The organism is Virgibacillus alimentarius (assembly GCF_017874635.1).
GTDB classification, from domain to species: Bacteria; Bacillota; Bacilli; order Bacillales; family Amphibacillaceae; genus Virgibacillus_B; species Virgibacillus_B alimentarius.
Map to the genome: position 1 here is coordinate 1 of NZ_JAGIKX010000049.1, position 14,722 is coordinate 14,722.

General features: G+C 36.1%; 14 protein-coding genes and 2 pseudogenes. 15 read left to right on the forward strand and 1 reads right to left on the reverse strand.

The annotated features are described in order from the left end of the window. Positions 1 to 121: 121 nt before the first annotated feature. On the reverse strand, positions 122 to 1,288 hold the full coding sequence (locus J2Z81_RS14955) for an MFS transporter (protein ID WP_029270245.1): 1,167 nt from the start codon (positions 1,286 to 1,288) through the stop codon (positions 122 to 124). A 153-nt stretch (positions 1,289 to 1,441) separates the two neighbouring features. On the opposite strand from J2Z81_RS14955, the gene J2Z81_RS14960 reads away from it, so the two are divergent. The 15 genes and pseudogenes from J2Z81_RS14960 (at position 1,442) to J2Z81_RS15025 (ending at position 14,661) form a co-directional block, all read left to right on the forward strand. Continuing rightward, complete coding sequence (locus J2Z81_RS14960) at positions 1,442 to 1,834, forward strand: OsmC family protein (RefSeq protein WP_029270243.1); 393 nt, start codon at positions 1,442 to 1,444, stop codon at positions 1,832 to 1,834. 106 nt (positions 1,835 to 1,940) lie between these two features. Continuing rightward, the gene (locus tag J2Z81_RS14965; RefSeq protein ID WP_029270241.1) at positions 1,941 to 2,738 is read left to right on the forward strand and encodes a YfkD famly protein; all 798 of its coding nucleotides are present in this window, start codon (positions 1,941 to 1,943) and stop codon (positions 2,736 to 2,738) included. A 162-nt stretch (positions 2,739 to 2,900) separates the two neighbouring features. Continuing rightward, complete coding sequence (locus J2Z81_RS14970; RefSeq protein ID WP_226371689.1) at positions 2,901 to 4,214, forward strand: Na+/H+ antiporter family protein; 1,314 nt, start codon at positions 2,901 to 2,903, stop codon at positions 4,212 to 4,214. 52 nt (positions 4,215 to 4,266) lie between these two features. After that, on the forward strand, positions 4,267 to 5,061 hold the full coding sequence (pdaA, locus tag J2Z81_RS14975; RefSeq protein ID WP_029270238.1) for a delta-lactam-biosynthetic de-N-acetylase: 795 nt from the start codon (positions 4,267 to 4,269) through the stop codon (positions 5,059 to 5,061). A gap of 107 nt (positions 5,062 to 5,168) precedes the next feature. Next, positions 5,169 to 6,752 carry an acyl-CoA synthetase MbcS gene (gene mbcS, locus J2Z81_RS14980; protein WP_226371690.1) on the forward strand — a complete coding sequence of 528 codons (1,584 nt, stop codon included), beginning with the start codon at positions 5,169 to 5,171 and terminating at the stop codon, positions 6,750 to 6,752. A gap of 204 nt (positions 6,753 to 6,956) precedes the next feature. Next, a complete protein-coding gene (locus J2Z81_RS14985) occupies positions 6,957 to 9,083 on the forward strand; it encodes an ATP-dependent Clp protease ATP-binding subunit (RefSeq protein ID WP_029270235.1) in 2,127 nt (708 codons plus the stop codon). Positions 9,084 to 9,213: 130 nt separating this feature from the next. Beyond that, a pseudogene (locus tag J2Z81_RS16285) lies at positions 9,214 to 9,427 on the forward strand (hypothetical protein); the annotation flags it as partial. 162 nt (positions 9,428 to 9,589) lie between these two features. Next, a pseudogene (locus tag J2Z81_RS16255) lies at positions 9,590 to 9,936 on the forward strand (transposase); the annotation flags it as partial. Between the two features lie 75 nt (positions 9,937 to 10,011). Further along, entirely contained in the window at positions 10,012 to 10,473 is a 462-nt protein-coding gene (locus tag J2Z81_RS14995; protein ID WP_226371691.1) for a LytTR family DNA-binding domain-containing protein, read from the forward strand. After that, positions 10,463 to 10,873 carry a DUF3021 domain-containing protein gene (locus tag J2Z81_RS15000; protein WP_226371692.1) on the forward strand — a complete coding sequence of 137 codons (411 nt, stop codon included), beginning with the start codon at positions 10,463 to 10,465 and terminating at the stop codon, positions 10,871 to 10,873. The genes J2Z81_RS14995 and J2Z81_RS15000 overlap by 11 nt, the downstream gene beginning before the upstream one ends. 104 nt (positions 10,874 to 10,977) lie before the next feature. Beyond that, positions 10,978 to 11,853 (forward strand): ComEC/Rec2 family competence protein, encoded by an 876-nt coding sequence (locus tag J2Z81_RS15005; protein WP_226371693.1) that lies wholly within the window; start codon positions 10,978 to 10,980, stop codon positions 11,851 to 11,853. A gap of 86 nt (positions 11,854 to 11,939) precedes the next feature. Next, positions 11,940 to 12,788 carry an SPFH domain-containing protein gene (locus J2Z81_RS15010; RefSeq protein ID WP_038221279.1) on the forward strand — a complete coding sequence of 283 codons (849 nt, stop codon included), beginning with the start codon at positions 11,940 to 11,942 and terminating at the stop codon, positions 12,786 to 12,788. 11 nt (positions 12,789 to 12,799) lie between these two features. Further along, a complete protein-coding gene (locus tag J2Z81_RS15015) occupies positions 12,800 to 12,973 on the forward strand; it encodes a hypothetical protein (protein WP_038221280.1) in 174 nt (57 codons plus the stop codon). A gap of 441 nt (positions 12,974 to 13,414) precedes the next feature. Next, positions 13,415 to 13,783 (forward strand): GntR family transcriptional regulator, encoded by a 369-nt coding sequence (locus tag J2Z81_RS15020; protein ID WP_226371694.1) that lies wholly within the window; start codon positions 13,415 to 13,417, stop codon positions 13,781 to 13,783. Beyond that, a complete protein-coding gene (locus tag J2Z81_RS15025; RefSeq protein ID WP_226371695.1) occupies positions 13,783 to 14,661 on the forward strand; it encodes an ABC transporter ATP-binding protein in 879 nt (292 codons plus the stop codon). The genes J2Z81_RS15020 and J2Z81_RS15025 overlap by 1 nt, the downstream gene beginning before the upstream one ends. The last annotated feature ends 61 nt before the right edge of the window (positions 14,662 to 14,722 follow it).

Consider the following 14,722-nt stretch of genomic DNA (forward strand, 5'->3'; position numbering starts at 1 on the left):
ATGTATAGAATAAAATTAAACCGCCGTATACGGATCCGTAAGTACGGTGGTGTGAGAGGTCGGATAATCAATTAATGATTATCCTCCTACTCGATATGAAGATGCTAGAAAAGGGTAATAGCTATACATGGTTTGAACCTAAGCCGTAATCTTTTTTTATAATTGTCGCTAGCAGGATTAGTGCTAACATGATTACAATCATATAAAAGAAAGATATGTTTGGAAGTACCTGAATAAACATTCCCCCTATAAAAGGGCCACTAATACTTCCGAGACTGAAGGAAATGGAGAACATAAGATTTCCAGCTGGAAGCAAAGCTTTCGGCAATAAATCAGTCATATAGGACATACCTAATGAATAGAGAGAACCAACAAACCCTCCAGCTAAACTAAATAAAACAAATAACGCTACAACGGATGTTTCTAAAAATGCCGAGATCATAAAAAAAGCGGAACCGCAACTTAAAACAAATAATAAAACCTTTCTTCTGCCAATACGGTCACTTAACATTCCTAAAGGAAGTTGTGTTATGATGCTACCAGCAGCAAAACATGGGATAATTAATGAAAGGATATGAACTTCATGGCCTATTCGCATCCCATATATGGGAAACACCCCATGTAAAGTAGCTTCTAAAAATCCGTAACCAAAGCCAGGGAGTAATGCAATCCAGGCAAGCTTTCCAGTTTGAAAAAATCTCCCCAGGGAACTTGTTGGACTTGTTTCGATGTCTTCCTCAGGCCATTGATTGCGCACGAACAGCATCAACGACCAGACGATCATACTAAAAGCGGCAGAGAGTAAAAATGGTAATGCCTCACTTACAGCTAACAAACTTGTCATTAAAGGTCCTAAAGTAAAACCAAGACCAAAAGATAATCCATAAAGGGCAATGTTTCGACCTCTGTTCTTTTTATCAGATGTTGTTGTAATCCATGTTTGCGTTCCAAAATGCAGCATATTATCACCAATACCAACAGTGACACGTAAGATGAACCAGAACCATAGTGCTTCCCAAAATGGGAAAAGAGCGAGAGAGAGGAAAACGAGTACTCCACCAACTACAATAATAGGTTTAAATCCGAATTTTTTCATTGGCTTTTCCATAAAAGGAGATGCTACCAGTATGCCAATATATAAACCAGTTGCGTGCAATCCGTTAACGGACGAAGGTACACCATTTTTCTCCAGAATAATTGCAATTAATGGAAGGAGCATTCCTTGAGAAAACCCTGAAATAGTCACTAGTGCGATTAGTATTGAAAATCTAATTCTAGGAGATATCATTTCATTTCACCTCGGCTGCTTTTATGTTATTACTTTAATTTAATTGTTTTTTCTCTACAATTCAATAGTCTGTATTCAAAATAAAATGTAAGTTATACTTAAATTATGTGAGTTTTTTAAATGATTAGTACTAAAATAGAGGGAGGTAAAAAAATGCGATTTTATTTAAAAGACAATGGGATGCGAATTCGATTAAATTATGGTGAGCTAGATATATCAGGTGATGAAAATGATGGATACCGCCCTTTTCAATTAATGGTTGCATCCATTGCAGGGTGCAGCAGCTCCGTATTTCGAAAGATTTTAGATAAACAGCGTATTAAAATTGATGATTTAATCGTTACTGCAGATGTAGAAAGAAATCCAGATGAAGCAAATCAAATTGAAAAAATATCTTTGCATTTTACGGTTAAAGGCTATCATTTAGATCCTGAAAAAATGCATAAAAACCTTGCATTAACAAGAAAAAATTGCTCTATGATCCGCTCGGTTGAAAACAGCATTCAAATTGAGGAAACGATCGATCTAATTGAATTAAGCAAGTAGGAAAAGCTCCCTTAGAAGGGAGTTTTTTTATGGTTCAAAAGATAGAGCGTATAATATTAGTGTGTCCGAAAAAACTATAAAAAAAGCGAAAGGAATGGGACACATCATGAAACGAAGATATTATCTCTTTGCACTATTACTACTTGCTTATACATGTTTAATTCCTTTAAATAGCATTGCAGCTGAGAAGGAGAAAAAGAAAGAGGATTTTAAAATACCGAGTCATGTTTTATCGATATCAAAAGAAAATACATTTCCTAATTCAGCGGAGGATCAGGAAGTTGTTGAACCGAGTGCTTTAACAAAAGACTTATTAAAAAAAGTAGAAGTTCCAATCGAAAATCCCGATCTGATCAAAATGTTAAACGAGACAACACTAAAACCTTCTCCAATTGCAGTAGGATACCGAGGAATGATTTATGTAGGTCGCTGGCCACTTAATTATCAATCATCAGACACAAATATTAATTGGGAATACCAGCAAATAAATTCCAATGAACTGAATAATATAGGAGGAGAAAAAGATCAGGAAATTTATTATAACCAGCAAGAACAACGAAATGTAAAAGGGGCTCTTACTAATAAAATCTCGGATCCAGAAGATGTTAAAAAAATGATGTTGCTCCGTACAAAGGAGAAAACCAATTTACCTCTTTCATATCAATCCATTATTGGAAAGGATACAAAAAAGGATAATTCCTACACAGTACCAATCAAAAAATCCGGAAGTTTAAAGGCATATGCTCCAGCTGTAAACGAAAAAGGTAAAGTGACATTTGGTGAAGTATACATCCAATTAAAAGGTTCCAAGAAGACCATTGTTGTTAAAAATGTCACGAAGCAAGGAATTGGAGCATGGATCCCAATTCAAGATCATGTATCTTTTTCTTTTCAATTAAAATAGTAATTTAAAAACCCTGTTCACTTTAGTGCAGGGTTTTTAGCATGTGAGCATCTTTTTTAGTGATTTTGTTAAAAAGGGTTGATTTTTTCACTTTATTACTTTATCATGATGAAGTATTAAAGTATATAAAAAGTGGGCGTGTTTTTGAAAGGGGAAGCAGATATGGAATGGGTTGTAATTGTCTCTGTATTAGTTATGACAATACTTAGTTTATTTAGCGTAAACGTAATTCTCGCTATTATTGCCGCAGCGCTTACCGCCGGATTAACGGCTGGACTTTCCATTGTTGAGTCTATTGACATGTTAGTTAGCGGTATGGGAGGACAGGCAAATACAGCATTGAGTTATATTTTATTAGGAGCTTTCGCAGTAGCAATTAACTACTCGGGCATTACTGGAATATTAGTGAATATCATCATTCGTGTTTTAACAGGGAAGAAAACAATGATGCTGCTTGCTCTTGCAGGTATTGCATCGTTGGCAGAAAATTTAATTCCTGTGCACATTGCTTTTATTCCTATTTTAATACCACCATTATTAAAACTATTTGATGATATGCGCTTAGACCGCCGGGCTGTTGCAACTTCATTAACATTTGGACTGAAAGCAGCTTATATCATGATACCAGCTGGATTTGGACTTATATTTCAAAACATTCTTTTAGAGGGTATGGAACAAAACGGTGTATCTTTTTCTTTAAATCAAGCTACACTTTCCATGTTAGTACCGGGCGCTGGTATGATCGTAGGTCTATTATTTGCAATTTTTATAACGTATCGAAAAGACCGGGATCCCATTCCAGGATCTGGGGGCGGTGAAGTTAGCATAGAGACACCTGAATTAACAAACGTTTCCTTTACGACGAAGCATACATTTACAATTATTGCAATTCTTACAGCACTTATCGTACAAATTGTTTCAGAAAATTTAGTTGCTAGTGCAATGGCAGGTTTAGCCATTATGTTTGTAACAAATGTTGTTCCGCTGAAAAAAGGTGACAATATTGTAGCTAATGGTGTTAGTATGATGGGAGTAATTGCATTTGTTATGCTTGTTGCTTCTGGTTACGGCAATATTTTAAAAGAAGTAGGAGCAGTTGATGCATTGGTAGAGGTATCATCAAACTACCTTGAAACAAGTCATAAAGCAGGAATCGCATTTATTTTATTACTTGTTGGTTTAGTTGTTACGATTGGAATTGGTTCTTCTTTCGGCACAATCCCGATTTTAGCTGCTCTATATGTACCGATTTGTATGACTGCAGGATTCTCGCCAATGGCAACAGCCATATTAATTGGTACAGCAGGAGCTTTAGGTGATGCAGGATCACCGGCATCTGACAGTACGCTTGGTCCAACCGCAGGATTAAATGCGGATGGTAATCATAACCACATTTGGGATACTTGTGTACCAACCTTTTTGCATTTTAATATTCCACTGTTTATTTTTGGTTGGGCCGGTTCCCTAATCTTTTGATTGCATAGTAAATCCTAATAAAGGAAAAGGTAAGAAAAAAGGTGGATTTGTTATGCGAAAAGTAAGCGTTATTACATCACTCTTTATTTTTCTAGCTTTTTCAATAGGTGTGCAGCCATATGAAGCTTCTAGTGGATATGGATGGGGATATAAGAAAAATAAAGATCAGAAAATACCTGATGTTGGTAAGTATAAAGAGATTTTAGATAAGTACGGCGCTTTTTATGCGGATTTTTCAGGTGATAAAAATATTTATTTAACGTTTGATAATGGGTATGAACAGGGGCACACGGAAAAAGTATTAGATATTTTAAAAGAAGAAAATGTCCCAGCAACATTTTTTGTGACAGGTCAATATGTAAAAAGTGAGCCCGACTTAGTAAAAAGAATGGCAGACGAAAATCATATTATTGGAAACCATTCATATCATCATCCGGATTTCACAACAATATCCAAAGCGTCAATTAAAAAGGAATTAGACACATTAGAGAAGGCAGTTGCTGAAGTATCAAGTCAAAAGCAAATGCAATATATGCGCCCTCCAAAAGGAATGTTTAGTGAAAAGACGTTAAAGTGGTCGAAAGAATTAGGGTATACACATATATTTTGGTCAATAGCCTTCATTGACTGGGAGACTGACAACCAAAAAGGATGGAAATATGCATATGATCAAATTATGGAGCAGATTCACCCTGGGGCGATTATATTACTTCACGCTGTTTCAGGTGATAATGCTGAGGCGCTTTCGTATCTTATTAAAGATCTGCGAGAACAAGGCTATCAATTTAAAAGTCTCGATAATCTGATCATCAATGACCATATACCAGAAGAGATTTATAACCTATAAAATAAAGGGAGGCTTTCGAAAAAGCCTCCCTTTTTCTTTTTGTCATATTGTAATATTCAAAAAATTTTGATACACTAAACGATATACTTTAAAAGGAGTGATAGAAAATGAAAAAAAAAGATTTGATTGCTCCGAAAGACTATAATATCGTTATGGAGGTGGAGCGTTACATAAAAGATCCTGCGAGGAAAGCTTTAATTTGGCAAGATGAAAGTGGAAACAAGAAGGAAATTACTTATGCTAAATTGATGAAAAATGTAAACAAAATTGGTAACGCTTTCTTAAATAACGGCCTGAGAAAAGGGGACAAGATATTAGTAATGATTCCCCGTCTAATTGATGCATACGAGGTCTACTTAGCAGCTTTGAAAACAGGAATTATTATTATTCCTAGTTCGGAAATGTTAAAGACGAAAGATTTGCAGTATCGCGTCACTCATGGAGAAGTGAGCGGCCTTGTTAGTTATTTTCCTTTTGTTGATCAATACAGAAGTATCAACGAATATAATGACTTAAAACGTTTTGTAATAGGAGAACCAGTTGAAAGATGGCATTTTCTAGACGAATTAAAGGAGACTTCTTCCGATCAGTTAGAAATAGTAGCTACTACGAAAGATGATATCGCATTTCTGCCGTATACGTCTGGTACAACAGGCAATCCGAAAGGGGTTGTACATACTCATGGATGGGGATATGCGCATTTAAAAACAGCCTCTAAAAATTGGCTAAGTATTAATGATGGTGATAAAGTTTGGGCAACAGCTGGTCCTGGCTGGCAAAAATGGGTTTGGAGCCCCTTTCTATCTGTGCTTGGTTCGGGAGCGACAGGATTTATTTACAATGGGAAATTTGATCCGAAAACATATTTGAATTTATTACAAGAGAATGAAATGAATGTATTATGTTGTACCCCCACAGAATATCGCTTAATGGCAAAAGTCGATAATTTAGATATGTATCATTTCCCTACTTTGCATAGTGCTGTTTCTGCAGGTGAACCATTAAACCGGGAAGTAATCGATACATTTAGGAAATATTTCAATTTAACTGTACGTGATGGATATGGTCAAACCGAAAATACATTACTTTTAGGTTTTATGAAAGGAATGGAAGTGAAACCGGGATCTATGGGTAAACCAACACCGGGAAATGATGTAGAGATCATTGATAATGAAGGAAAACCAGTCGGCGTTAATGAACGGGGAGATATTGCTGTAAAACTTGACTGCCCTGCATTATTCCGTGAATATTATAAGGATACGGAACGAACGAAAATGTCGCAGCGAGGAGATTATTATGTAACTGGTGATCAGGCATCCAAGGATGCGGATGGCTATTTTTGGTTTGAAGGTCGAAGCGATGACATTATTATTAGTTCTGGCTATACAATCGGTCCTTTTGAGGTGGAGGACGCTTTGGTCAAGCATCCATTTGTACAGGAATGTGCTGTAGTCGCAAGTCCGCATGAGGTACGAGGCAATATTGTTAAAGCATTTATTGTTTTAAAAGAAGGAATTGATCAAACAAATCCGGACTTGGTCAAAGACTTACAGGACCATGTTAAAGAATGGACCGCCCCTTATAAATATCCGAGACAAATAGAATTTCTGAATGAACTACCGAAAACTACATCCGGGAAGATCAGACGTGTGGAGTTGCGTCAAAAGGAAAAGCTACAACAAAAACAATAGACGGAAATGATACGAAAGAAGGGACCTTGAATCACTATCAAATGGGATTTGAGGTCCTTTTTAATGTTTTTTTAGAAAAAATTGAAGCATCCCCCTTGAAAGTCAAAATAGGTCAGAGTATAATAGCAATTGAAAGGTCAAAGATAGTCAAAGTCAAAATTGATATAAATAAAGTTACTGAAAAGTTTAAAGGAGGAATTGCACATGTTATGTCAACAATGTGGCAAAAACCAAGCAACAGTAAACATGTCTATGCAAATGAATCATCAAAGAATGCAAATCCACCTATGTAATGCTTGTTTTCAAGATATTCAGGGAAAAATGATGAACTCCAATGACTTTTTCTCTGGTGGAAATAATGCATTTGCGAATAATTTCTTTCAACAAAATGGTGGAAGTCAAACGGGAACAAGGACAAAGCAACAACAAGCAAATCAAGGTGGCGGATTGTTAGATGAATTAGGTAAAAATGTCACCGATGATGCAAAAAAAGGTTTAATTGACTCGGTAATCGGTCGTGATAATGAAATAAAACGAGTTATTGAGACATTAAACAGAAGAAATAAAAACAATCCTGTTTTAATTGGTGAACCTGGTGTTGGTAAAACGGCTATTGCAGAAGGACTTGCTGTTAAAATAGTTGAAGGTGACGTACCAGCAAAACTTATGAATAAAGAAGTTTACTTGTTGGATGTAGCATCATTAGTCGCAAATACAGGGATTCGCGGACAGTTTGAAGAACGTATGAAGCAATTAGTTCAAGAGTTACAAGCTCGTCAAGACGTCATTCTATTTGTGGATGAAATTCATTTATTGGTAGGTGCAGGAACCGCAGAAAACTCACAAATGGATGCTGGCAATATTCTAAAACCTGCCTTAGCGCGCGGGGAGCTTCAGTTGATCGGTGCAACAACATTAAAAGAGTACCGTCAAATTGAAAAAGATGCAGCCCTTGAACGCCGCTTGCAGCCAATCATTGTAAAAGAACCATCTGCAGAAGAAGCAGTTCAAATTTTAAATGGAATTAAAGATCGTTATGAAAATTTCCATGAAGTCCGTTATTCCGATGAAGCAATTCGTGCTTTTGTCATACTATCACAACGTTATATTCAAGACCGATTTTTACCAGATAAAGCAATTGATTTAATGGATGAAGTCGGATCACGCTTGAACTTAGAGAATGCTGAAAATGACTCTAATTCCATCCAAAGACGCTTGGATCAAGTTGTTCAAGAGAAACAACAAGCTGCAGAAAAAGAAGACTATGAAAAAGCAGCAAATTTACGTTATCAAGAAATACAATTACAAAAACAATTGGAAAAAGCAAATGATGATGAAAAAGTCGTTGATGTAGATATTTCTGATATTCAGCTTATCGTTGAGGAAAAAACAGGTATCCCTGTAACAAAACTTCAAACAGATGAGCAGGAAAAAATGAAAAACATCGGTAAAAACCTCGGTGCTAAAGTTATCGGACAAGAAAAAGCCGTTGATAAAGTAGCGAAAGCAATTCGCCGCAGTCGCGCAGGATTAAAATCACATGAGCGTCCAATTGGTACTTTTCTATTTGTTGGACCAACAGGAGTAGGTAAAACAGAATTAACGAAAGCACTTGCGGAGGAGCTATTTGGATCTAGAGAGTCACTCATTCGCCTTGACATGAGTGAATATATGGAAAAACACGCCGTGTCAAAAATTATCGGTTCACCTCCTGGCTATGTTGGTCATGAAGAGGCTGGACAATTAACAGAGCGCGTACGCCGCAACCCATACTCCATCATTTTGCTGGATGAAATTGAAAAAGCACATCCGGACGTACAAAATATGTTCCTGCAAATTATGGAAGATGGTCATTTAACTGATTCTCACGGCCGTACGGTTAGCTTTAAAGAAACAGTGATTATCATGACCAGTAACGCAGGTACCGGCGAAAAGCAAATTAGTGTAGGCTTTAATAAAGCAGAGCATGACGCTGTATCAACATTGGAAACTCTAAGTGTTTATTTTAAACCGGAATTCCTGAACAGATTTGATTCTATAATCACATTTAATGAACTTTCTGAGGAAAACTTAATGGTAATCGTTGATCTTATGCTGACAGATTTAGAGAGAACCATTGAAGAAAATGATATAAAAATTACAATCACAAATGCTGCAAAACATGAATTAGTTCGCCTAGGATATGATCCGCGCTTTGGCGCTCGACCTTTACGTCGAGTTATCCAAGATAAAATCGAGGATCAAATGACAGACTTAATTTTAGAAGAAGAAACCGTAAATGCAGTACACATTGATGTTGAAGAAAATGAGATTGTCGTTAAAAATGTATAAGTTCGATGAAAGAATTAGAAGAGACTGGGACAAAACCCAGTAAATGTAAAGGAGTTTCGGGAGTCCCATCTCTAGATGGAACTCCCGAAATTCTTTATTTTACTTTTCCGTGTGGTTTTTAGTAATCCCGTTGACCTGCACTGCAGGCGGCTGCTTAGTTGTGTTGCCGCTTGGTTTAGAAATTACATTACAAGAAGATGATATTGCCTATGTCGTGGAAAGTATTCCGGACGAAGCATTCGTCAGCCTTTTGTGTGAGACGGGCTGTCCGGCCTATCATCCCCGCATGATGTGGCTGGCCCCAGGGATATGAACCGAGTTATCGAACGATTAATCGTTTCCGCAAATGGAAGCAAGTGAAGATAGAAGTGAACGTAAGCAGCTTCGTCCGAACGTAAAGAACCGAAACAATATCGCAAACGATTCCAGGACTTTTTAATCCGCAAACAGAAATACGAAAATGACATAAAAGTCTTCGGAAAACGCAACAGTTATTCGAAGACAGAAAAGCAAAAGAAGGAAACAACCGGAAAATTTATTATAACGAAAAATGGGAGCAGGAAAAAGAATATATTAGAAAGAAGCTTCGGAAGAAGAAACTGGCGAAATTTACGGCAAGCGTAAAACAGATGTAGAACCAGCGTTCGGATTTCTGAAGGCTAATTTGCGCTTCACGCGTTTGTCGGTGAGGGGCAAAGAGAAGGTGGAAAATGAATTAGGGTTTGCGTTCAAGGCGGTAAACTTGAAAAAGTGCATCGCCATGAACAGAAATCAGGCAACAGATCACGAAAATAATCCTGAGAAAAATGGGTTCAATCATCAAAGACCGATGATCGAACCCATTTTTACTTGATTTTCTGTTGCCATATTTCGGTATTCTAACTACTTGAAAAAGGCACGAGGTTAGTATTTATATGGGGGTATGAGAATGAAGGTGAATTTTGATATTGACGAAAAATATACAGAAACGTCGATCACTATTCAAGCTGATGCATGGTCAGAAGAATTAGAAGAAATACTTCAAGTGATAAAGAAAAGACAATCTAGGCGTTTATTTGGGATTGAAGAAGGTCAGACCGTGTTACTAAAACCAGATGAAATTGATTTTGTATATACAGAGAATAGAAAGACATTTGCAGCATTGAAAAATAAGCACTATGAAATAAAATTGAAACTTTATGAAGTAGAGAAAATGCTGATCCCACATTATTTTATGCGTTTTTCGAAATCAGTTATTGGCAACTTGAACCGGATACAGCGTTTTGAATTATCATTTAATGGAACTCTCTGTGTATACTTTCAATCCGGTAATAAAGAGTATATTTCCCGCAGATATGTTGCAAAGATTAAAGAAAAAATGCGGATGGGAGGCATACATCATGATAATTGAAATCCTTAAGCGAAGTTTGATCGGGATTGCATTTGGAGCCCTTTACACATTTATTGCTCTTACCATTATGAAATTTAATCATATTGAAGGATCAGTAGCTGAAGTTTGGAATCATATGCTTGCTAGTTTTGTCCTTGGTATTTATTTTGGTTTATCCTCATTTATTTATGAAAAAGATCAATGGAGTCCATTAAAAGCTACACTTATCCATTTTTTTCTATCGATCGCTATTTATTTTTTCATTGCAATTCCAATTGGATGGATTCCGTTGGATTTTAAATTTATTATTCTTGGTGTTGTTTTGATTATTGTCATATATGGTCTATATTGGACCGGATACTATCTATACTTCAAAAGAGTAGAGGTTTCCATGAATGAGCATTTTCAAAAGAAAGAATGATAAAATTTGCAGTATTTTAAAATGAAATTCGGCTAAGAAATTATTCATAAATCAAAACAAATCGTGCCAAACTAAAAGCATCTTATAATAAGGGATTGGCTTTTATGCGCACGAATTATTATTTCATCATATTACTATTTGTTATTGGATTTATCATCCCCCCTTTCACATCTGTTCATAGTGAACAGCAGCCGAAAATGGATATTCATTTTATCAATGTGGGTCAAGGGGATAGTATGCTAATACAGACTCCATCAAATAAGACGATTTTAATTGATGGAGGGCCGCCAGAAGCTAAAAAAAAGGTGGTTGCCTATTTAAAAAAACATAAAATAAATAAAATTGATTTGCTTGTTGCTACACACCCTGATATTGATCATATTGGGGGCCTTAGACATGTGCTGAAATCAGTAGAAGTAGATAAAGTTCTTGACTCAGGAAAGCTGTATTCAACAAAAACTTATGCTAAGTTTATGAAAGAAATAGGCAAACAAAAGATACCATTAGAAATAGCAAAAGAAAATGAATTAATAAAACTGGATCCGCGAATTAACATTCGTGTTTTGAATACACATTCGGCTAAAAAAAATAATAATCAATCATCCATTGTCTTGAAAGTAAGTTTTAAAGAAATGGATTTTTTATTCATGGCTGACGTGGAACGGGATCAAGAAATGAAGCTGATGAAAAAATACAATTTGGAGGCGGATTTTTTAAAGATAGCGCATCATGGTTCAAATACGAGTAGCTCCTTAGCTTTTTTAAAGGAAGTGAATCCAAAAGTTGCTATTCTAACATATAGTAAATCAAATGATTACGGTCATCCAGTTAATCGGGTTATTAAAAATTTAAATAAAATAAAAGCACAAATCTATTCAACTGCGGTCTTCGGGGACCTAACCATTAATACTAATGGAGAAAGTTATTTTATTCATCAGGAAAAAAGTCCAGTCGATGGTTTGCTTGAAAATGCAAGCTAAGCTTACTTTGTGAATTGTCAAAAAGATATAAAAGTGATATCATATTGATATGGAAGTAAAATCAACCACGTAGGGATGGTGTTTAGATGATTTATGAAAGAAAAGCCTGGGCGATGAATGGATTTGTTGGTATTGTTATCATTGCAATACTATTGGCAGGTACTGTTTTGGGCTTGATTAATGAGCAGTTTATACTTGGCGGAATTTGTCTGATTATTGCTATTGTACTAGGAAGCGGAATAACATTAGTCCAGCCTAATCAAGCGGTAGTTGTCATCTTTTTGGGAAAATATATGGGAACTGTTAGGCGTGAAGGAATCGTCGTAACAATCCCCTTCTCCATGAGGAGAACGATTTCTTTACGGGTACGTAATTTTAATAGTAAACGGCTGAAAGTAAATGATGTTAATGGGAATCCAATTGAAATTGCAGCAGTTGTTGTATTCAAAGTAATCGATGCAGCGAAGGCAGTTTTCGACGTTGATCAATATGAGGAATTTGTGGAAATTCAAAGTGAAACAGCGATTCGAGCTGTTGCAACGAAATATCCATATGATACCTTTGAAAATGCCGAATTAACGTTAAGGGGCAACCCGGAAGAGGTATCTAATGAGTTAACAGCAGAATTGCAGGAACGTTTGAAGGTTGCCGGTGTTGAGGTAATCGAGGCAAGGTTAACACATCTCGCATATTCCACGGAGATTGCTCAAGCAATGCTTCAGCGTCAACAGGCAAGTGCAATTGTTGCAGCCCGAAAGCAAATTGTGGATGGGGCTGTAGGAATGGCTCAGGGAGCGATAAAGCAAATAGAAAAGAACGGTATGGTTGAATTGGATGATGAGCGTCGTGTGGCCATGATTAATAATTTACTTGTATCGATTGTATCTGACAGCGGTACACAACCTGTTGTAAATACAGGATCATTATATCAATAAGGCTGGTTTTTATGGCTAAAAAAAAGAATTTTCCATTGCGGATTGATCCGAAACTGTATGATGTTTTACAAACCTGGGCAAAAGATGAATTTCGCAGTGTCAATAGTCATTTGGAATTTTTATTAAGGGAATCTGCAAAAAAGGCTGGCCGCTTACCAAAAAAAACAGACCAACAAGAAGATTAACAAGGTTTACCTAACATGATGTAATGTGTTTTTCTTTAAAATAAAAAACGATAGAATCCGTATAGGATTGAGCATGGGAATTATTCGAAAATATTTCCCATGCTATTTTTTCTGGCTCGATATAGAGATAGGAGAGACCAAACTCGGTTGGAACACAAGGAAAAAGGTTCTCATCAAGGAGCATGAGTGACCACACTCAGTTAGAAAACATAAAGAAAGACTTTCATTCGATTAACTCGGTAGATACATAGTGGATCCATGCTACTGTGTTTATTTTATTAGTTGAGTGTTTTGCTCCACGTAAAAGCTTCACACGGAAAAATGTGTGAAGCTTTTTTGATGAGTAGTTGCAAATATTTTCAGAAAATGATTGACAAATATGTTGATTGGTTATATAGTTAGTTACATGAGTAATGAACCAGTTAAGTGAGGGGGGTAAACATGAAACATCAATTGGATGAAGACAAACCAATATTCATACAAATTAAAGAACAGCTTGAGGATTCCATTATCAATGAGGCAGTTAAAAAAAATGAGCGTATCCCTTCCACAAATGAATTTGCAAAATATTATAAAATCAATCCTGCAACAGCAGCGAAAGGAATTAATGAACTTGTAAATAAGGAGGTTCTAATCAAAAAAAGGGGTGTGGGAATGTTTGTTACAGAAGATGCTAAATCTATCTTAATTGAGGAACGAAAACAAACATTTAAAGAAAATTATGTGCATCCATTAATTAGCGAAGCGAGAAAGTTGCATATTGATGCAGGTGACATCATGCAGATGTTAGAAAAGGAGCTGACGACTTAATGAATATTGAGATAAGAAATTTAATGAAGAAATATAAGGATAACACTGCCTTAAACAATATTACTTTTACATTATCAGAACCAAAGATTTATGGCTTGCTCGGCAGAAATGGGGCTGGGAAAACAACATTTATGGAAATTCTATCTGGCCAGATTTTAGCTGACAGTGGCCAAATTACAATCGATGGAGAAAATCCATTTGATAATCAAAAACTTACAGAATCCATCTGTCTAATTAAAGAAGGTAATAATTTTAAGAGGGATTTAAAAGTGAAACATATATTGAAGATTTATTCGTTTTTTTATCCAACATGGGATCAGGTACTAGCAGACAAACTAATTAAAATATACAGTTTAAACCGCCATTTAAAAATAAAAACACTATCCAAAGGGATGGAATCGGCACTGGGGATAGTTGTTGGGTTAGCAAGCAAAGCTCCGATTACTATTTTTGATGAACCTTATATCGGGCTTGATGCTGCAGCAAGAAAAAAATTTTATGAGATACTACTAGAAGAATATGAGGCAGAAAAGCGAACAATTATTTTTTCAACCCATTTGATTGATGAAGTCAGTTTATTATTTGAAGAAGTCCTGATTTTACAAGAAGGGGAATTGATTTTAAAAGAAGAAGCGGAGGTACTTAGAGACAATACATGTGCAGTTACCGGATCGGTTGATGAAGTAGAATCTTTTATTCGTGATAAAAAAGTGTTCGAAAAGAAGCAATTGGCAGGAATGATGACCGCGTATGTGTATGGAAATATGGCAGAGGCAGATGCCCATGGCTTAAATGCAGAAGGTGTGCCAATTCAGGAATTAATGATTTATTTAACAGAAGAAAAAAAGACCTGCGGTAGTATGTCAAAAGAAAAATAAATAACTATTTGATTATCAAGGTGCAATTCACTTAAAAAAAGCAACACGAAGCTAAACCAGC